The organism is Nitrospinaceae bacterium (genome assembly GCA_018669005.1).
Taxonomy (GTDB): Bacteria; UBA8248; UBA8248; order UBA8248; family UBA8248; genus UBA8248.
Window position 1 is genome coordinate 81,924 of the sequence record JABJAL010000103.1, and the last position, 18,165, is coordinate 100,088.

At 52.4% G+C, this 18,165-nt stretch carries 18 protein-coding genes; 5 read left to right on the forward strand and 13 right to left on the reverse strand.

What is annotated here, in order from left to right; all coding sequences use genetic code 11:
• Window positions 1-69: 69 nt before the first annotated feature.
• From HOJ95_16535 to HOJ95_16560, 6 genes are all read right to left on the reverse strand, one after another.
• A complete protein-coding gene (locus tag HOJ95_16535; protein ID MBT6396304.1) occupies window positions 70-804 on the reverse strand; it encodes a cupin domain-containing protein in 735 nt (244 codons plus the stop codon).
• 72 nt (window positions 805-876) lie between these two features.
• Window positions 877-1,398: a cupin domain-containing protein gene (locus tag HOJ95_16540; protein MBT6396305.1), complete on the reverse strand. Its 522-nt coding sequence runs from the start codon at window positions 1,396-1,398 to the stop codon at window positions 877-879.
• Window positions 1,399-1,474: 76 nt separating this feature from the next.
• Complete coding sequence (locus HOJ95_16545; protein ID MBT6396306.1) at window positions 1,475-2,443, reverse strand: tripartite tricarboxylate transporter substrate binding protein; 969 nt, start codon at window positions 2,441-2,443, stop codon at window positions 1,475-1,477.
• 202 nt (window positions 2,444-2,645) lie between these two features.
• Window positions 2,646-3,623, reverse strand: a complete 978-nt coding sequence (locus HOJ95_16550; GenBank protein ID MBT6396307.1) for a tripartite tricarboxylate transporter substrate binding protein — start codon at window positions 3,621-3,623, stop codon at window positions 2,646-2,648.
• Window positions 3,624-3,643: 20 nt separating this feature from the next.
• Window positions 3,644-5,164 carry a tripartite tricarboxylate transporter permease gene (locus HOJ95_16555; GenBank protein ID MBT6396308.1) on the reverse strand — a complete coding sequence of 507 codons (1,521 nt, stop codon included), beginning with the start codon at window positions 5,162-5,164 and terminating at the stop codon, window positions 3,644-3,646.
• 7 nt (window positions 5,165-5,171) lie between these two features.
• Window positions 5,172-5,756, reverse strand: a complete 585-nt coding sequence (locus tag HOJ95_16560) for a tripartite tricarboxylate transporter TctB family protein (protein MBT6396309.1) — start codon at window positions 5,754-5,756, stop codon at window positions 5,172-5,174.
• Window positions 5,757-5,995: 239 nt separating this feature from the next.
• On the opposite strand from HOJ95_16560, the gene HOJ95_16565 reads away from it, so the two are divergent.
• From HOJ95_16565 to HOJ95_16585, 5 genes are all read left to right on the forward strand, one after another.
• Complete coding sequence (locus HOJ95_16565; protein MBT6396310.1) at window positions 5,996-6,397, forward strand: cupin domain-containing protein; 402 nt, start codon at window positions 5,996-5,998, stop codon at window positions 6,395-6,397.
• Window positions 6,398-6,446: 49 nt separating this feature from the next.
• A complete protein-coding gene (locus tag HOJ95_16570; protein MBT6396311.1) occupies window positions 6,447-7,187 on the forward strand; it encodes a hypothetical protein in 741 nt (246 codons plus the stop codon).
• 15 nt (window positions 7,188-7,202) lie between these two features.
• Window positions 7,203-7,946 (forward strand): hypothetical protein, encoded by a 744-nt coding sequence (locus tag HOJ95_16575; protein ID MBT6396312.1) that lies wholly within the window; start codon window positions 7,203-7,205, stop codon window positions 7,944-7,946.
• Window positions 7,947-7,990: 44 nt separating this feature from the next.
• A complete protein-coding gene (locus HOJ95_16580) occupies window positions 7,991-8,725 on the forward strand; it encodes a hypothetical protein (protein MBT6396313.1) in 735 nt (244 codons plus the stop codon).
• A 285-nt stretch (window positions 8,726-9,010) separates the two neighbouring features.
• A complete protein-coding gene (locus HOJ95_16585; GenBank protein MBT6396314.1) occupies window positions 9,011-10,504 on the forward strand; it encodes a nitronate monooxygenase in 1,494 nt (497 codons plus the stop codon).
• A gap of 40 nt (window positions 10,505-10,544) precedes the next feature.
• Here HOJ95_16585 and HOJ95_16590 read toward each other — a convergent pair whose 3' ends face one another.
• The 7 genes from HOJ95_16590 to HOJ95_16620 all read right to left on the reverse strand — a co-directional run bounded on the left by HOJ95_16590 (window position 10,545) and on the right by HOJ95_16620 (window position 18,148).
• Window positions 10,545-11,165, reverse strand: coding sequence for a glycerol-3-phosphate acyltransferase (locus tag HOJ95_16590; protein ID MBT6396315.1), 621 nt, complete (start codon window positions 11,163-11,165; stop codon window positions 10,545-10,547).
• A 55-nt stretch (window positions 11,166-11,220) separates the two neighbouring features.
• Window positions 11,221-12,606, reverse strand: coding sequence for an MATE family efflux transporter (locus HOJ95_16595; GenBank protein MBT6396316.1), 1,386 nt, complete (start codon window positions 12,604-12,606; stop codon window positions 11,221-11,223).
• Window positions 12,607-12,637: 31 nt separating this feature from the next.
• Window positions 12,638-14,314 carry a thiamine pyrophosphate-binding protein gene (locus tag HOJ95_16600; GenBank protein MBT6396317.1) on the reverse strand — a complete coding sequence of 559 codons (1,677 nt, stop codon included), beginning with the start codon at window positions 14,312-14,314 and terminating at the stop codon, window positions 12,638-12,640.
• A 90-nt stretch (window positions 14,315-14,404) separates the two neighbouring features.
• Window positions 14,405-15,217, reverse strand: coding sequence for a 3-keto-5-aminohexanoate cleavage protein (locus HOJ95_16605; GenBank protein MBT6396318.1), 813 nt, complete (start codon window positions 15,215-15,217; stop codon window positions 14,405-14,407).
• A gap of 16 nt (window positions 15,218-15,233) precedes the next feature.
• Entirely contained in the window at window positions 15,234-16,004 is a 771-nt protein-coding gene (locus HOJ95_16610; GenBank protein ID MBT6396319.1) for an ABC transporter ATP-binding protein, read from the reverse strand.
• Window positions 16,005-16,079: 75 nt separating this feature from the next.
• A complete protein-coding gene (locus HOJ95_16615) occupies window positions 16,080-16,991 on the reverse strand; it encodes an ABC transporter permease (protein ID MBT6396320.1) in 912 nt (303 codons plus the stop codon).
• A gap of 2 nt (window positions 16,992-16,993) precedes the next feature.
• Window positions 16,994-18,148 (reverse strand): ABC transporter substrate-binding protein, encoded by a 1,155-nt coding sequence (locus HOJ95_16620; protein MBT6396321.1) that lies wholly within the window; start codon window positions 18,146-18,148, stop codon window positions 16,994-16,996.
• Window positions 18,149-18,165: the final 17 nt, after the last annotated feature.

Genomic DNA, 18,165 nt, shown 5'->3' on the forward strand with positions numbered 1-18,165 from the left:
GAGGGCTGACTCTGAGATTTTTTCGACCGGGGAGGCAGACGATGCTCGCCTCCCCGGTCGAAACAGAATCTATTTTACCGGGTTGCCCTGGATTCCCCAAGAAGTGTCCTTCGCGGTGACGAATACATAGTCTTCACTGCCCACCACTTCACCCGAGTGAATCGCATTCGGGGGTATGTGGGCGATGTCGTCTGCGACGAGGGTGCTTTCGTCCCCATCGATATTCATGTGAAAACTTCCACTTAAAACGATGACCATCTGCTCGTTCGGATGGCTATGGGGAGCGGCTTTTGTCCCCGCGGGAATGCTGAGCTTACCGAAGATGACGCGCTCGCCCTCGATCCACGCGCCGTGGGTATCGGCGTAGGCCTCGCCCGCCTTGCGGTCTTCCATTTCTTTGACACTGTAAAAATGCTGGACGGCGTCCGGTCCGCCCTGCCGGGCTGCTTCCTCCGGGGTGGCAAGATTGCCCTGAATGCCCCAGGCGGTGTCCTTGGCCGTAATAAAGCTGAAGTCCTCGCCCTCTAGTACTTTTGCCGAATGGATGGCGTTGGGGGGGCGGTAGCTGAAGTCGTCCGCGACGAGGGTCTTCTTGTCTCCCTCGACATCCATTTGGACCTGACCACCCAGGACGAGGCTGATTTGCTCGTTTGGATGTGAGTGGGCCTTGGAGTGGGTGCCCGCTGGGATTTTAAGTTTTCCAAAGATGAGGCGCTCGCCCTCTACCCAAGAGCCGTTTGTGGGGGCGTAGGCTTCACCGGCTAGGCCGACCTCCATTTCGCTGATCTTATAATAGTGCTGCATCGGATGATCTCCCCTATATCGAATATTTGGCGGACGCTAAAAGATCGTCTCGCCGGTTGTTAGATTCTATGCCTACCGCGATTTTTTCTTCGCGGTTTTTCGTTTCGTTGCCTTTTTAGCTGTTTTTTTCTTGACCACCTTCCGGGCTGTTGTTTTTTTTGCCACTTTTTTCTTGGTGGTCTTTTTGGCTGCTTTTTTCTTTGTAATTTTTTTTGCCTTGGGCTTTGCGCCTCCTTGTTTGATTCCGTGAATTCCCCACGAGGCGTCTTTTGTTGTGATGAAGATATGGTCTTCATCACCCAGTACAGTTGCGCTGTGTATCGCGTTTGCGGGTGTGTGGATAATGTCCCCGCGTTTTGCGATTTTTACTTTGCCGTTGATGGTCATGCGAACGCGGCCTTGGAGGACATAGCTGAACTGCTCGTTCGGATGGCTATGGGGCTCAGCTTTTGTTCCGGCGGGAATCGTGATTTTGCCGAAAATCAGACGCTCGCCCTCGATGAAGGGACCGTGCGCCGTGGAGTAGTCACCCCCGGCGTGGCGCGCCTTCATGGTCTTCGTGTTGTGAACGTATGATTTATATCTTTTTACCATTGAATTTCCTCGTTGAAATGCCGGCAGAAAAAAGGGGCCTCCCCGTATGGGAAGGCCCCTTTGATATCCTGGCGGTTTATTTGCCGGTAATCGATTTGATGAGCGTGGTGTATTCTTTGTATCGCTGGGGGCGGGTCTTGTCGTACTCCTCACCCTTCACGAAAGTAACGCTCTCGCCGATGCTGCGCATGAAGCGCTTGAAGGATTTGTTCTTCATCAACTTCACGAAGGCAAGACGTAGCTTAGTGAGATGATCCGCCGGGATTTTGGACGGCGCCATGAAGATTCGCTCCATCTGAAAGCTGACGGATTTATATCCGATCTCGGCCGCTGTTGGGACGTTCCTGAATACGGGATCCTTCGAGAGGCGCTTGTCACCCGTGATCACGAGGGCCCGAATCTTACCCGCTTTGGCGTGTGAGCGGGCCTGGGTGGGGAACGCCATTCCCACGTCGTCCTGGCCCGAGAGCAGGGCGCGAAGCGCGGGACCGCCGCCCTTATGGGGGATGAAGTTGACCTTGATTCCGGCGGCCTTCACCAGCTGCATCGAGGGTATGTGTCCGGCACCCCAAACGCCGCTGTGGCCCCAATTGATCTTTCCGGGATTTTTCTTCGCGTAGGCGATGAGCTCTTTCATGTTCTTCCAGGGCTTGTTGGTCAGAGAGATAAACATCGGCTGCGCATGGTTGATCTTGGCGATGGTCTTGAAATCTTTCAGGGTGTTGAAGGGGACTTTACGCGTCTGCGGCACTATCATATCGAATTGATTTGCCGAAAAAAGAATGGTGTAGCCGTCCGGTTTTGCCTTGGCGACATATCCCGTTCCCTTCATGGCGGCGCCGCCGGGCAGTAGCTTGACGATCATCGGCTGGCCCAGGATGTCGGCGATGATGCTCGTGATGCCGCGTGCGTGTAGGTCGTGGCTTCCGCCCGCGCCCACCGGTAGGACGAGCGTAATTGGCCGATTTGGGTACTCGTCAGCCGAGGCGGCCAGAGGCGGTGCCAAAAGGGCAATCGCGAACAAAAAGACAAAAAATCGTTTCATGGCGTTTCTCCTTCTCTCTGGATGGTGCCCCTATTTCTTTTCGGCAAATCACAAGTTCAAGCCAACAAGGGGCGGAAAAAACAAGGGCGATCTAAAAGAGCACCCTGAAAATTAGTTAATAAGCCTATCCTAACAGAAAAAGCTCCCGGTCCGTATCTAAATTAACGGACCGGGAGCTTTTATTTTCAAGGAATTCGGTGTTTTATTTTCCCGTTATCGCCTTGATGAGCGCGGTGTATTCCTTGTATCTCGTGGGCCGGGTTTTGTCATAATCGACGCCAGTCATGTAGTTCGTGGGCATTCCAATGCTTCTCATGAAGCGTTTGAAGGATTTGTTCTTCATCAGCTTGGCAAAGGCATCCTGCAGGTATTTCATCCGTTTGGCCGAAATTCCCGAGGGGGCCATGAAAATGCGGTCCATCCGGAATCCGGTGTTGGGGTAGCCAAGCTCGGTCCACGAGGGAACGTGCCCAAAGTCAGGGTCGTTCTTGTAGCGGTCCGGGCCCATGACGGCCAGGGGACGCACTTTACCACCCTTGAAGTTCGGTCGGCACTGCGTCGTCTGGCACGAGCCGATGTCGAGGCGCCCGGCTAGTGTGGCGCGAAGCAGCGGGCCGCCGCCCTTATGCGGGATAAGGTTAACTTTGATTCCGGCAGCTTTCAGGATTTGCACCGTGCTCGTGTAGGAACTTCCCCAAACGCCGCTGTGGCCCCAGTTGAGCTTTCCAGGGTTTTTCTTCGCATAATCGACAACTTGTTTGAAGGTCTTGAAAGGTGATTTGGAGTTGACGGCGATCATGCCGTCAGAGTGATTGATTTTCCAAATGGTCTTAAACGCAGTCTGCGTATTGACTGGTACTTTCCGGGTCTGCGGCACGATCATGTCAATGCCGTTGTGCGTGAAGAGAACGGTGTAACCGTCTGGCTTCGATTTGGCGACAAAGCTGGTGGCTTTCATTCCGGCCCCACCCGGCAGGAGTTTCACGATCATGGGCTGGCCAATGATATCGGTCATGATGCTGGTGATGCCGCGAGCGTGAAGATCGTGGCTCCCGCCAGCGCCGAACGGAATTACGACGACTATGGGGCGGTCAGGATACGCCGCCGAGGCACCGGTGTTCATCATTGGCGAAAGGAATATCGCCAGTGCAGCCATGAGAATTATGATCTTGTGTTTCATGATATTTCTCCCCTTTTCTACTACGGTTGTGCTGCTTGAGCCCCTTGCGATTGTTTTCGCTTGTTCAACCGAGGGCTGATAATTAGATAGCCGATCCAGATGATCGCTGCGGACAGAAAAATTGAAGAAACTGGCCGCTGAACAAACATGTAGTGGAAAATATCTCCTTTGGCGTAGAGCATGGTCTGGCTTAGTCGGTATTCGATGGGTTCTGAAAGTACGAACGCAATGACAAGTGGTGCGAGATCAAATTTGAGCTTTCGAAGAATGAAAGAGCATACCCCGACGACTATCATAATGATGACGTCGGTATAGACACCCGTTGAAAGAGTTCCGACGAACGCCAGCCCCAGGATTATCGGGACCAGATAGGCCTTCTTGGCTTGAATCGCATAGGCGAACGGTTTAAGCAAAATATAGCCCAGGCCCAGAAACAATATATTGGCAAAGACGATGGACAGGAGCAAAGCGTACATCAGCGGCCCCTGTTCCTCGAAGATCTGAGGGCCTGGGCGCATACCGTGCGCCACAAATGCGCCCAGGAGAATCGCTGTTATGTTGTCGCCGGGGATGCCGAGCGTGAGCAATGGCACCAGGGTGGGGCCGTTGACGGCGTTGTTAGCCGCCTCGGGGGCGGCGATGCCGTCGAGATTTCCCTTGCCGTAGCTGTCCGGATCGTCCGAGGCGCGTTTGGCGGCGCTGTAGCTGATGAAGGCGGCGACGACCTGGCCCACGCCAGGCACCATGCCGATGCCCGTGCCGATGGCAGTCGATCTGAGAATTGTTATGATTGAGCGCTTGAACTCGGGCCATCTGAGGCGCTCGCCCGCCTTGGAGAGGTCGATGTGCTCGTCGATAAATCGCGGCGCGCGCGATTGAACAGCTTCAAGGACCTCAGGCACCGCAAAAATTCCGATAACCAGCGGGATGATTGGAATGCCAGCCGAAAGAATTTCCAAACCGAATGTCAGTCTTGTCGCACCAGTGGCGGCGTCTGTGCCGATCAGTCCCAGCCCGAGCCCGATACAGGCGGCGATGGCGCCCTTCAAGCCAGATTCGCTTGATACGCTCGCGATCAAAACAAGCGAGAAAATGATGATGGCGAAAACTTCAGGGGGGCCAACCATTAAGATAACAAGAGCGATGGGGCCAATTGCGGCCAGAGTGAAAATATCCGATAAGGTATCGCCAGTAACAGAGGCGTAAAGAGCCATTTCGAGGGCTTTGCGCCCCTGGCCTTTGCGCGTTAGAGCGGGGCCGTCGAACGTAGTGGCGATGGATGCACCGGTTCCCGGAATGCCCACCAGGATGGCCGAAATGCTGCCACCGTAGATGCCCCCCTTATAGATACCGATAAGAAACGGGATGCCGAGCATGGGCTCAAGTTTAAAAGAGACTGGAAGTAGAATAGCCATGGTCAGGGTGGTTGTCAGACCGGGCATTGCACCGACAAACATGCCCAGAGCAAGCCCGATGCAAATATAAAAATAGGTGTCTATCCGGAAAAGAAGAAAAAATCCCTCAATAAAAGCATCAAGCATGTCTTATTTAGCCTTTCCATCCAAAAAATATGCTTACGAGTATCTGCATAAGGCCTTCTTCGGCAACGGCGATCAGCTCAAATTCCGATCTCGGAAGTGATATGGCCAGCAGGCGTTCAAAAACGAATCGAATCATTATTGGTGTGAAGATCGAAAAAGACAATACCTGCCACCAGATCCGCGTACCCAGAAACAGGGTCATCCCCCCTATCAGGAAAATCGTGGAAATGACATAGCCGAGTGGGGGAAGCAGGAAAGGATAAACTACTGCGAAAGAATATAAAGTCAGGATTCGAGGGAGCGTTCCTTGTTCTTCGAAAATACCACCATCCTCGGCCTGGTTCAGAGTGCGGGCGGTGCTGATGAAATAGGTTAGTGAGAGCCCGGAGAGAATGGCGAAAGCCAGTCGGGGGAAAAAGACCGGCGAGAGCCTCAGGAAGTCCGTTTGGGCCTCGGGAATACCTCCCTGAGCGATGAGGCTTGGCATCATGACGAATAAGGTCAACGAGCCAACGGTGAACAACCCCCCCACTACCAACGCCATGATAACGAATGAACGGTTTGGTATATTGGATTTTTCTTCTTCTTCCATGAACAATTCCTAAAAAGTTGACTTTCCTTGGATGAGGTAAAATTACCTTGAACCAAGGCCGATTAAGTCATGTATGTAAATATAGACCTATTATTCACTAAAAGAGGGGGAGAGGCAACTTTAAAAGTGGGGGCGGGTTCGGCGGTGGACTCCGGGTGAAATGGGTTTTACTATCTATCCATCCGAGTTGTTTTCAACGCTATTTCAGGCGGCAGTAAAATTACAGGGGAAGGATTGTTATGAATTCTGAAAAATCTATGAAAATCATTAATTCCGTCGATGTGAACAAGGATCTCGAATATGAGCCTCCCTATACGATCCTCTGGGGGGTGAACGATGAAACGACCGACACCACGGTGATGACGATGGCGCGGACGATTATTCCGCCGGGTGGGAAAAACAAGATGCATTACCATGCATGTGATGCGACTTTTTATGTCGCCCGGGGGCCTATCTATGTTTACTCAGGCGACCCTGAGAATCCTGACAAGCAACTGGTTGAGCAGGGGAACTTTTGCTATGCACCTGCGGGTGTGGTGCACGGCCAGGAAAATCCCAGCAAAACAGAGGTGGCGGAACTCATCGCCACCTACGGAAATTGCTCTCACCGCGATAAAGCGGGAACGGTGTTTGTTCAATAACTTCCATTCGTGGATTTGGTTTTGCGTATTTATTTTTCGGGAGTAAGCGATGGATCAAGGAATGATCGCGTTTTGGTACGACCTGTCCGACTCAGGCCAGAGTGAATATCTTTCGTGGCTTCATGAGGTCCATCTGCCTGAAGTGTTGGCGGGGCGTGAAGATCTTCTGTGGGCGGCGCATTTTCATAACGAGGGTGGAGGAGAGCGATTTCACGAGGTCGTTAAGGACATGATGCGCTCGGGGAAGGACGAGGTTGGGAGCGGACGTGAGTATTTGCTTCTCATTGGAGCCGAGTCGCCGTATTCCTTTTTTAACCCGAACTTTCCTCAGATTAAGGAGCGCCAGAGCGGGGAGACAAAGGAAATGGTTGGCCTGCGGGAGGGGCTGAACCTTTGCGTGTTCTCCGAGGAGAAGCGCGTGGATGGGCCCGATGCTGGGCTCCGACCAGCGGGTACGGCTCCTGGAAATTATATTCAGATGGGTAATTTCAATGTCGCCAAGCCGGATGATGGTCATGTTCTTGGCGGGTGGTATGCCCAGGAGCGGCTGCCCTTCATGCAAAAGATGCCTGGTTGTATCGGTGCCCGTAAACTAACTGCATCGGTCGGGTGGGGGAAGCACTCGATTCTTTATGAGTTTGCCTCCTCGAAAGCGCGTGATGATAATTTTATTGCGCACGAGGAAGAGGGTTTTGTTGAAAATTCATGGACGGCCAAGGTTCATGAATTTGTCATCCATGCCCCATGCTCTCCTTTTGTCGGCCCGCGTCTTTGGCCGCCGGTCGAATAAAGGGAGAATTGAGCCTTGCCAATCGACAGGGGAATTTGGGCGACATGGTACGACCTTCCTGAAGGTGGAAGGACGGATTTTCTCTCGTGGCTACACGAGATTCATTTGCCAGAGGTGGCCCAAAGACCCGGCTATCTTTGGGCAGGGCATTACGAGATAGCAGACAGTTCCTCGCGAATGAATCGGGTCAAGGATAAACTCACCTATACGGATTTGTCTGATGTTGGTGGAGGGACTCAATTTCTTGTCCTTCGTGGGGCCGCGTCGCCGCATGTTTTTTGCGACCCGAATCCGGCCCAGTTGGTGGAGCACCAAAGCGCGGAGGTTGGCGAGATGCTGGGTCGCCGCATTGGTGTGCGGTCATGTATTTTTGCCGAGGAGGCGCGGGTGGACGGCCCGGAGGTGAGAGGCCGCGCACCTGGTTTGACGCCAGGCCCGGCTATCCAGATGGGGAGCTTTGTCGCCAACTCGCTTGAGGCTGAACTCGATTTGGGTGCTTGGTATGCCCAATATCGCCTTCCTTCGATGGGACGGATGCCGGGTTGTGTGGGTGCGCGAAAGTTGGTTTCGATTGCCGGCTGGGCGAAGCATTCGATACTTTATGAGTTCACTTCTCTCGATGCTCGTGAGGAGAATTTTCAGAAGCACGAGGAGCTTTCGATTGATGAAAAGGAGTGGTCTGGCAAAGTAATTAGGTATTTGACTCATGCGCCGGGATCGCCCAGCGTTGGGCGGCGAATCTGGCCTGCGGCGCGATAAAATTTTATATTATTTTTATTATTTTAAGTGAAAGGGAGGGTTTCATGGACCGTTCTATCTGGGCTATTTGGTACGATTTACCCGAGGAGGGGCGCGAGGAATATCTGGACTGGCTCCACACTGTGCATATTCCCGAGTCGAAAGAGCGCCCTGGATATTTGTGGGCTGCTCACTATGAATCCCAAGAAAGTCAAAAACTTAAGAATAATGTCGAGGGTCGCCTTGGGCATACGGGCGATGGGTTGGTGCCCTCGGGAGATAGGTACATTCTCCTTTTCGGCGCCGAGACGACTAAACCATTTTTCGAGCCAACTCCCGCAGAACTTGCCGAGACTTATTCGACCGAGACTAATCAGATGCTCTCGCGTCGCATTGGCGAGCGCTCGGCCATTTTCGTAGAAGAGGCCCGGGTTGATGGGCCCGACATCTCGCAGAGAAGTGCTGATATGACACCGGGCCCATGGATGCAAATGGGTAGTTTTAACGCAGGAAGCCTCGAGGATGAAGACGAACTAGGCGCTTGGTATGCCCAGTGGCGACTTCCGTGCATGGAGACGCTTCCGGGGTGCATTGGTTGTCGGAAATTGGTTTCGGCCTCCTCGTGGGCTAAACACTCCGTTCTTTATGAATTTGTTTCACTTGAGATGCGAAATGAGCATTTTCCGGGACATGAGAAGCACGATCCTGAAAAGGAGGCATGGACGGATGTTGTCGTTCGCAAGCTTGTCCATGCCCCGGGCTCGCCCAATGTGGGCCGTCGTCTCTATCCGGCCATATAGATTGACGATATGTAAAACTATGGTTGGGCATGGTGGGCTCTGTGAAGGGGAAGTCGGCGAATCTATAGACGGAGAGTATTTTAAAGTAAAATAGTCAAGGTTTAAGATTCCGATGATTTTATCCTGGAATCGAATAAGCGACTGTTCCGGTTGGTAGACTTTCGTGCCTATAGAGCTTATTATTTTCTGGGAAATTCGCCCTACCTGAACCCGGTTTGGAGCGTGCCAATTTGAAGTTATCCGAGGATGGCTCGCCTACTCGGCATTTAGAAAGCACATCGGAATATGAATGTTTTGACGGCTGAGTCTAGGGAACCAAGACCCCGGCAGCTTGAAGATAAAAACGGCGGGCCCGGGAAAACATATCCCGCAATAATACAAGGCGGCATGGGGGCGGGTGTTTCCAACTGGCGGCTAGCAAACGCTGTGGCCAGAACAGGCCAGTTGGGTGTGGTTTCCGGGACCGCGCTGGATGCCATTCTGGCCCGTCGCCTTCAGGATGGAGATCCTGGTGGCCACATGCGCCGTGCCTTGGCCCATTTTCCTCTTCCAAAAATCGTTGAGCGTCTGATCGACTGGTATTTCATTCCAGGTGGCAAAGACTCCGACAAACCTTATAAGGCAGTTCCAAAATACAGCATCACTCCTGGAAAACGTCTTCAGGAGTTGACGATAGCAGCGAATTTTGTCGAGGTATGGCTGGCCAAAGAGGGGCATGACGGACCAGTCGGCGTCAATCTGCTTGAAAAGATACAGTTACCCAATATCTTTTCTCTATATGGTGCCATGATGGCTGGGGTCGATTATGTCCTGATGGGTGCAGGCATACCGCGTGAAATCCCTGGTATTTTAGACAAACTTGCTCGCCATGAAGAAGCTAGGCTTCGGATTAACGTTGCGGACGTGAAAAATGGGGAGAGTTTCTATTCGCGCCTCGATCCCCGGAAAATAATCCCCCTTGACCTGCCTCCTCTCAAGCGGCCCGAATTTCTTGCGATTGTCGCCTCCGTTACGCTAGCGATAACCTTAATAAAAAAAGCGGCAGGGAAAGTTAACGGTTTCATTATAGAAGGCCCCACGGCAGGTGGGCATAACGCACCTCCTCGCGGGCAGCTTCAACTTGATGAAGAGGGGGAGCCACTCTACGGGCCCAAGGATGTTGTCGATCTCATGAAAATAAAGGAACTTGGCCTGCCGTTCTGGGTGGCAGGGTCCTGTGCCGATCCTGAGAAGCTTAAAGAAATTAAGGAATTAGGTGCTATCGGTGTTCAGGCCGGAACTTTGTTTGCCTATTGTGAGGAATCCGGATTCACCGAATCCATAAAGCGAGCGATTTGTGAGAAGGCGGTTCGGGGTGAAGCGCAGGTATTCACCGATCCTGTAGCATCTCCCACCAGTTTTCCCTTCAAAGTAGTTCAACTAGAAGACACAAATTCTGATAAAAATATTTATGATGAGCGCCCCCGCAAATGCGATTTGGGCTATCTTCATCAAACCTATCTCCGTGAGGATGGGAAAGTGTGTTATCGGTGTCCGTCGGAACCGGTAGAGGATTACGAGAAAAAAGGCGGAAGACTAGAGAACACCGAGGGGCGCAAGTGCCTTTGTAATGGTCTGTTCACCAATATTGGTTTGCCCCAGGTTCGCGAGTCGGGGTATCGCGAGTTGGCGCTTGTTACTTCAGGGAACGATGTAAATAAAATTGCTCGTTTCTTAAAAGAGGGAAAAACTTCTTATACCGCACAGGAAGTGATTAATTACCTGCTGAACGAGGGATAGTATGGAATGTGAATAGAGATAATTAGTTTCTGTTAAAGGATTAATTGAGCGGCGGGTTTTTAGACTCGCCGTTTTTGTTTGCCTTTCTCACTCCGAGAAGAACCTCGACCTCTCCCCAGCGTGGCACAATCAAAAGCCCGGCCAGGGCGATGCTCAGCGACACGAGGGCGAGATCTGCCCGCGCTACTAAAATGGCAACCCCCGGAAGGAGAGTGATGGTCAGAATTTCGGCATGTGCTCTTCGACCGATGATTGCCGATAGCAGGGCGTAGAGAGTGAGCGTAATGATGAGTGTCCAGGGAGAAGCCGCAAGAATTGCCCCGGCAGCGGTAGCGCCCCCTTTTCCACCGCTAAAATCGTGAAAAAGAGGCCATATTTGCCCAGCCACTACTGCAATCCCCGCGAGAAGAACCACCCAAGGTGAATTGGTAAACAGCAGCGCGCCGCTGACGGCAATATATCCCTTGAAAAGATCGGCTGCGAATACGATTACGCCTACAGGTTTTCCTAAAATTATTCCGGCGTTCATAAAACTAAGGGACTCATCGCCCTCGAAGCGAAGATCTAGCCCACGGGCTCTGCCTGCGAACCAGGCGGGCGATATCGAGCCGAGTGCGTAGGCAAGAGTTATTATTAAGATAGTAGTAAAGATTAAAATCAAAACGATATCTCACATAAAGAGTTGTTTTTTTATTCGTTTAAGCACGACTGAAAATCTAATTGACCTGATTCTTTTGGTCTGCTTTGCGTCGCCATCCAAAAACAAACCATGTGAATAGTGCTAGTCCACCAAGAATATGGCTGATGGAAACGGCCCACCAGATGCCGAGTTCAGCCATTCCAAAAAGCGTACTAGCTGCATAGGCGATGGGAAGCATTACCGCCCAGCGTGCTATGGCCTCTACGAACATAGGTGGTTTGGTTTGTGAGGCCCCCTCGAATATTCCGGCAAGCACCCGCCTGGTTCCCTCGAACAAAGTTCCGAGGCATAGAATTCGAAAACAGATGACTCCGGCGGGGGCGGCATCGCCCTTGAGGCCGAAGAAATGGATAACCTCTTCAGCCCAGATAAATACCACACTTGTTGTCAGAAGAAGAATAGAAAAAACAATAGATATTGTGTACCAAGCGGCTGCTCGAGCTCGATCAGGGTGTCTGGCCCCGATATTCTGGCCCACCATGGTGCGTACCGCACCTTGGAGAGCGAAACCGGGCATCCGTCCCATCTGGCTCACCCGGCTTCCCACGCCCCAGGCGGCGAGTGCAAGTGCCCCGAAGGGGGAGATGATCTTGATTAGCACGATGTTCGCTGTGCGCTCAAAAAGGTTTTGCCCACAGATAGGCCAGCCGAGATTTATAATGCGTGACAGAAGGTCATACCGAGGCAGGAGGTGATTTGGTTTGAGGTGAATTCGGGATTTTCCTGTAAAGAGGAAAAACAACATCAAAAGAGCACCCGTGAGGCGCCCCGCTCCTAGCCCCAGTGGCGTGCCTGCCAGTCCCAGAGCAGGTAGGGGACCTGCCCCGTAAACTAAAAGAGGAATTGAAATAAATACAGCGATTGTGTTGACGATCATTCCCATCAGCGAGTAGCCAGGCTCACCTGCGCCACGAAATATAGAGGCGAGAGTAAAAATGCCGTCAATGAACATGACCACGATAAAAGAAGCGCGTAAATAGATGGTTCCGAGGCGTATGATTTCGGTGTCCGATGAAAGGGCTGCCATCAGATAGGGGGCGCTCACCAAGCCCGCGATGGTGATGAGGGTGAAACATAAGGTATGGAGAATGATAACTTGGCCTGCAGTTAGGGAGGCACCCTCGAGGTCGCCAGCGCCGACACGCTGGGCCACGAGCGCTTGGCCCGCAGTGCGAATACCCATTCCAAGTGAGCGGCTTGCGGCCACGAATATGAAACCGAGCGACATGGCTGCCAGGGCGTTCGCACCCAGCCGTCCCACCCAATAGAGCTCAATTACCACGTCGATGTTCCACGCGGTAAGCTCAAAAAAAACTGGGACGGCCAGACGCGACAACCCGCGACGAATGGAACCTTTAGTGTAGTCGTAGCGAACTTTGGTTGCAGATACTTGACGGCTCATGCAGCTAGCCTTCTGTTGCAAGCCGAAAAAATTATGGCCGGGGCGCCATTGCGTGAATATCCGTCACGACATCCAGGACAACTGGACCGTCTTTAATGGCAAGCGCCTGCTCCAGCGCTCCCTGAAGTTCACTTGGTTTTTCCACACGAATGGCATGTGCTCCCATCGATTCTGCTATGGTCTTGAAGTTTGTTTTTTGGAAATACCAGAGCTCGTGTCCCGACTCGGGTTGTTTGCCGCCATATGCTTTGTCAAAAATTTTCTCTTCCTGATTCTGTGCGCCGTTGTTGTTAACCATGACGATTGTATTAATACCCCGGCGTACAGCTGTTTCAATTTCGCTGAGGTGATACCAAAATCCTGCATCTCCTGTAAATAGGACGACAGGCCGATCTGGCGCCCCGCATTTAGCACCGAGGGAAGCCGGGAATCCCCAGCCGAGGTGACCCGCAGCACGCATGTAGCTCTGATCTGGGCTGTTCAGATCGAGATATCCGCCTGTCCACATGCCTGAATGTCCCGTATCGGCGACAACGATAGCATCGGAGGGCAAAAAGTCGCTGAAGGTCTGGCAGATGCGCTCCGGGCGGATGGGGGCATTGTCAGAGTTAAGAAGCGGCGCCCACTCTTCGCGCCATTCAGATACGACGCTCTGGCAATGTTCGACCCATTCCTTGCGGATAGCATTGGTGGACGGGTCTACGGCGTCGATGAGTTTTCTCAGCGAGACTTTAGCATCGCCCATAATAGCGGCCTTAAGCGGATAGTTTCTTCCCAATTCCTCGGGGTCAATGTCGAGCTGAATGGCTGGAGTTCCGATTGGAGGGACTGACCAGAAGTGCGTGACCATTCCTCCAGTTTGTGTTCCGACGAAAAACACGAGGTCCGCTTCGCGAACTAGTTGGTTGGCACTCCTTCTGGGATAAGAGCCCGATGAGCCAAGTGCGAGTGGATGGTTGCCGGGTACTGTGTCTTTGCCGTTCATTGAGTTGGCAATGGGAATCTGGAGTTTTTCGGCAAGTTCGACGATTTCGGCGCCTGCACCTGAAGTGCGAACGCCGCCGCCGGAAATAATAACCGGTTTTTTCGCTGCCCCAAGAATATCTGCCGCCTGAGCAATGTGACTGGCTTCTGGTTCTGGGCGGAATGGCGGGACGCGAGAAAATTGCTCTTCGACGAGAATTTCGGAATCGAGTTCCTGCTCTTCGATCTGACCTAGATTTCCGGCGAATCGGAGGTGAACGGGGCCGGGTGTTCCTGAAGTGGCGGCTCTAAAAGCTTGACGAAGGAGGTCCGGAATCCGGTCCACGCTGTCTACGCATGCGTTGAATTTCGTAACCGGGTCGAAGGCCGAGATATCCTCGACTTCCTGGTAAGCGTTGCGGTAACGCTCCTGTGGGGTGGTTCCACCCGAGAAGGCAATGAGCGGTGTACAGGAGAGCCAGGCGTCGCGAAGTCCCGCAGCGAGATTTACACCGCCTACGATCTGAGACATGCAGATGCCCGGCCGCCCCGAGGCGCGGGCGTAGCCGTCTGCCATATACGCCGCAGCTTTCTCCCCGTGAGTGAGGACCCTCGTGATGCCCATTTTCCTTTTGTCCATCTCCGCGAGCATCGTGCTAAGTATCGTGGGAACAAAGAAAATATGGCTTACTCCGTATCCTTTCATTGATTCTGCGAGATATTGTGCACCTGTCATTTTTGGCATGTCATAACTCCTCAGGAAAATATATGAAGCAAAATAATGAAATGAACCCGGATGAGCCAGATTTGGCTTGTCAGGGAGAATATCTCGATCTTAGCTGGCCGAGGGAAGCCCTAGCATTTTGCGTGCCTCCTCCACTGTCGCAAGTTCGCGGCCGAGTTCACGAGAGATCCTTCCCATACGGGCAACGAGCTGGGCATTGTCCTCGGCTAGAACGCCCTCGCTATAGTAGGGCTCATCTTCTGTTCCCACCCGGACATGGCCACCCTGAATGATCGACACCGTTTCAAGGGCGGTTTGCGTAAGTCCCGCAGCACTCACCGAAAACCGGCAGTCCGATGGCAGGTGCTCGATTCGATGCAAGAGTTCCTTGAGCGTGGCCGGAGACCAGAAACCGCCCGGCCAGCCGAAGAAAATAGTGAGTATCAAAGGTGCCTCGACAATGCCTTTGTCGAGTAGCCATTCGAGATTCCACAGATGACCCAGGTTGAAGCATTCAAATTCAGGTTTAACGCCGTTGTCGTTAAAGAGCCGAACCTGATCCTCTATCTCCTGGCGTGTGTGCTCAACAAGAAGATCGGCGTCAATAAACGCGAAATCGTGCGAGCCCAGAGCGATGGAAGCCATGTCGGGTTTGTTGTGGATAATCTTCTCTCGCCCCTTGAGGCCCATGGCGGCGATGCCGAACTGAATAATCGCCTCGGGACAAGCCTCTCGGACAGCATTGGTAAGAGGCTCCCAGCTTTCAAGCTTCATCGGTATGCCGTGAATATGAGCAATTACGGCACCAGCGTCATAGCTGTTGCGAATTTCTTTGGCGACGGCATCGGGTGTTTGAAGGCGCTTTGGGACACCTTCATGCTTCCTGGAATCGGCGGCGCAATTAGTGATTATGAGTTTTTCCATGTCAGAGGCCTCTTTTTTAGTCTAACGAGCCTTCTACGTAGAGAAGACTTCGGATTCGCTGGGTGAGGGCGACGAATTTCTCATCCCCCATGGTGGCAAGATTGCGTGGCCGAGGAATTTCGACGTCAATTATCTCGGCGATTTTACCAGGCCGAGGTGTCATCACGACGACCCTGTCCCCGAGAAAGACCGCCTCCGGGATACTATGAGTAATGAAGAATACTGTTTTTTTGCTATCGAGCCATATCCGCTGGAGCTCCATGTTCATCTGCTCGCGGGTCATGGCGTCGAGCGCACCGAAGGGCTCGTCCATTAAGAGGACAGCCGGGTCGTGTATCAGAGCGCGAATAATCGCGTTTCGCTGCCGCATGCCGCCCGATAGTTCACTGGGATAGACATTCTCGAATTCATCCAGCCCAACCAGCTTAATTAAATCATGCGCCCGTGGGTGCGTAACTTTCGGATCAAGCCCCATTATCTCGGCGGGTAAAAGAGTGTTGTTCAGGACTGTCCGCCAGGGAAGGAGGATGGGGTCCTGAAAAACAATGCCAACGTCGCTGTGAGGGCCCGTGATGGCTTTGCCCATGAGAGAGGCCGACCCCGACGTGATGGAAAGCAGACCACTCAAAATTTTCAGAAGTGTGCTTTTACCGCAGCCACTTGGTCCGACGATGCAGACAAATTCACCCTCTTCAATCTCAAGATTGATATCATCCAGAGCGTTTACCGGCTCGCGGTTGGTGGTGATGTAAATCTTATTTAGGTCGGATACGGTGATGTAAGACATTTTTCCTCTCTTGAATCAGGCCCTGGGACACACCGCAGTCGATGTGCCCCAGGGTAAAAAAGACGAGCCTATTCTCTATTGTGCGCTCTCTATCTTATCGTTTTCAGGCGCCCAGAAAAGCACCTTTAGCTTGATGAAGCGCACTGTTTTGTGCATTCCCAGACCCATCATTGAGAGGATCACCAAGATGGCGAAAGTGCCGGTGGTGTCGGCGGAAAAACTCATCTGCATGAGTAAAATCCCCAACCCGCATTGACCGCGGCCACCCCACATACATTGACCCGCCCCGACGAATTCGCCGAGTATCGCGCCCAACAGGCTGAACACCGCGGCGATCTCAAAGCCAGCGAAAATAAAGGTGAGGGCACTAGGAAATTGAAGCTTCCAGAATGTTTTCCATCTGGAAGCCGAAAGCGAGCGCAGAAGATCAAGTTGGTCCTGATTGACCGACCTGAGTCCCACCATTGTGTTTACGAGTAGCGGGAAAAATGCCACCAGGCCCGCCAAGAAAATCTTTGATTCCACTTCATAGCCGAACCAGATGATGAACAGCGGGGCGATTGCCAATTTTGGGAGCGTCTGAAACGCCACCACGTAGGGCATGATAATCGCCTCGACCCACTTTGACTGCATGAATAGCAGCCCCAGCCCCAGCCCGATGAAGCTGCCCATGAAGAATCCCATCACCGCTTCAAACATGGTGTGGCTGATGTGGTTGTAAAAACTGCCCTGCATCAGGTTCATGAAATCCGCCGCCTCAGCGACAGGATTACCAGCATCTACGAAGAACAATCCTCGCAGAAGTGCCATGCCAATTCCCGATGGAGCAGGGAGGAGAAATTCATCAATTTCAAAGAAGCGTATAAACCCCTCCCAAACCGCGATCAGAACAAAAAAGGAGATCGGGAACAGGAGGTACTGCTTCTCCAGCAAAGTGTCTGCCAGTGAAGGAGCCTCATCTTTTATTTGTTGTTTGTTTTCAGCCATTTTTATTTGCCATAACGTTTTTCGAGCGCTCTGAAGTTTTTAACCTCTTTGGCAAAGTCCCAATTTTTCGCCCGATCAATAACTTTCTGGCGGTCAAAATTGTTGACCTCGTCAATCATGTCGTTCGTGTAAAGCTCTTTCAGTAATTTTTTGGAAATTATCTTGTCGAGGCCGACAAATTTAAGATACTCGTCCCATTCGCCCGCGTGATGCGCGCCGAATTTGTTGATTTTCTCCGTTCCATCATCCGGACGGAGTTTGGGCGCCCGGTCTACGAGTACATTGAGCATGCGTGCGGTGGCTTTTGCCTTGCTTATACCTTTGGGCATGGACTCGGGGTAAAGCACCCAGTGCGCCTCAAGCGTGGCCTTCGGGTTCGTATAGAAAAACAGGCTGCCCTTCGCGAGGCCTCGCAGGAAACCGATCACGGTCTTGCGGTTCTTGGCAAGGTATTCTTTGTTTACCCAGACCACGTTACCGAAAAGGTTCTTGGTCCAACCCTTCTGATAAGGAATGATGTTGAATTTAAAGCCGCTCGCCTTTGCCAGCGTGTACTGCACGTCAACGTTTGCCCATGCTTCTACACGACCCAGTTTCATGGCCGTTGCAGCTTTCGCGACCGGGCCTACCGGCAAGTAGGTCACGCGCTGATTTTTTTTGGGAATGCCGCAAGTCTCAAGCGCTTTTTTGACAAAAAGCGGGCCAGCGTCGCGCTGGCTCATCACGCCAACTTTTTTGCCCTGCAAGTCACAAACGCTCTTGATGGGACTGCCAATCGGAACGGCCACGCCGTCGGCGTAGATGGCGTCGCGGTTCACAATGTATACGCCCATTAAAGGCGGTGCTTTCTGTGCTTTTGCGGCTTTAAAGAGGATTGGAATGGGCCGCGGAATCGCGATATGGGTCCGGCCTGCGAGAGCCCATCCCATCCCCTGGGCGCCGCCCTGGGCTGCGACGAACTGGGCGTCTACGCCCTCTTCCTGGTAGTAGCCAAGGAAGTTACTGATCCAGAGGAAGGAAATTCCCGGGTTAAACAGAGGATTAGCCAATGTAATTTTGATGTTGTTCAGTTTTTCGGCGGCTGAAGCCGTCTGAGGCGCAAGTGAAAATGAGGTAATCATTAATACAGCGATAAAGAAAACTGAAATTCTTTTCATCTTGATTTTCCTCCTCA

Excerpts from the sequence above, each read along its gene's own strand:
- HOJ95_16605 (MBT6396318.1), bottom strand. The coding sequence starts at position 15,217 with ATGGAAAAACTCATAATCACTAATTGCGCCGCCGATTCCAGGAAGCAT.
- HOJ95_16550 (MBT6396307.1), bottom strand. The coding sequence starts at position 3,623 with ATGAAACACAAGATCATAATTCTCATGGCTGCACTGGCGATATTCCTT.
- HOJ95_16585 (MBT6396314.1), top strand. The coding sequence starts at position 9,011 with ATGAATGTTTTGACGGCTGAGTCTAGGGAACCAAGACCCCGGCAGCTT.
- HOJ95_16595 (MBT6396316.1), bottom strand. The coding sequence starts at position 12,606 with ATGAGCCGTCAAGTATCTGCAACCAAAGTTCGCTACGACTACACTAAA.
- HOJ95_16535 (MBT6396304.1), bottom strand. The coding sequence starts at position 804 with ATGCAGCACTATTATAAGATCAGCGAAATGGAGGTCGGCCTAGCCGGT.
- HOJ95_16545 (MBT6396306.1), bottom strand. The coding sequence starts at position 2,443 with ATGAAACGATTTTTTGTCTTTTTGTTCGCGATTGCCCTTTTGGCACCG.
- HOJ95_16620 (MBT6396321.1), bottom strand. The coding sequence starts at position 18,148 with ATGAAAAGAATTTCAGTTTTCTTTATCGCTGTATTAATGATTACCTCA.
- HOJ95_16600 (MBT6396317.1), bottom strand. The coding sequence starts at position 14,314 with ATGCCAAAAATGACAGGTGCACAATATCTCGCAGAATCAATGAAAGGA.
- HOJ95_16560 (MBT6396309.1), bottom strand. The coding sequence starts at position 5,756 with ATGGAAGAAGAAGAAAAATCCAATATACCAAACCGTTCATTCGTTATC.
- HOJ95_16580 (MBT6396313.1), top strand. The coding sequence starts at position 7,991 with ATGGACCGTTCTATCTGGGCTATTTGGTACGATTTACCCGAGGAGGGG.
- HOJ95_16615 (MBT6396320.1), bottom strand. The coding sequence starts at position 16,991 with ATGGCTGAAAACAAACAACAAATAAAAGATGAGGCTCCTTCACTGGCA.
- HOJ95_16610 (MBT6396319.1), bottom strand. The coding sequence starts at position 16,004 with ATGTCTTACATCACCGTATCCGACCTAAATAAGATTTACATCACCACC.
- HOJ95_16555 (MBT6396308.1), bottom strand. The coding sequence starts at position 5,164 with ATGCTTGATGCTTTTATTGAGGGATTTTTTCTTCTTTTCCGGATAGAC.
- HOJ95_16565 (MBT6396310.1), top strand. The coding sequence starts at position 5,996 with ATGAATTCTGAAAAATCTATGAAAATCATTAATTCCGTCGATGTGAAC.
- HOJ95_16570 (MBT6396311.1), top strand. The coding sequence starts at position 6,447 with ATGGATCAAGGAATGATCGCGTTTTGGTACGACCTGTCCGACTCAGGC.
- HOJ95_16540 (MBT6396305.1), bottom strand. The coding sequence starts at position 1,398 with ATGGTAAAAAGATATAAATCATACGTTCACAACACGAAGACCATGAAG.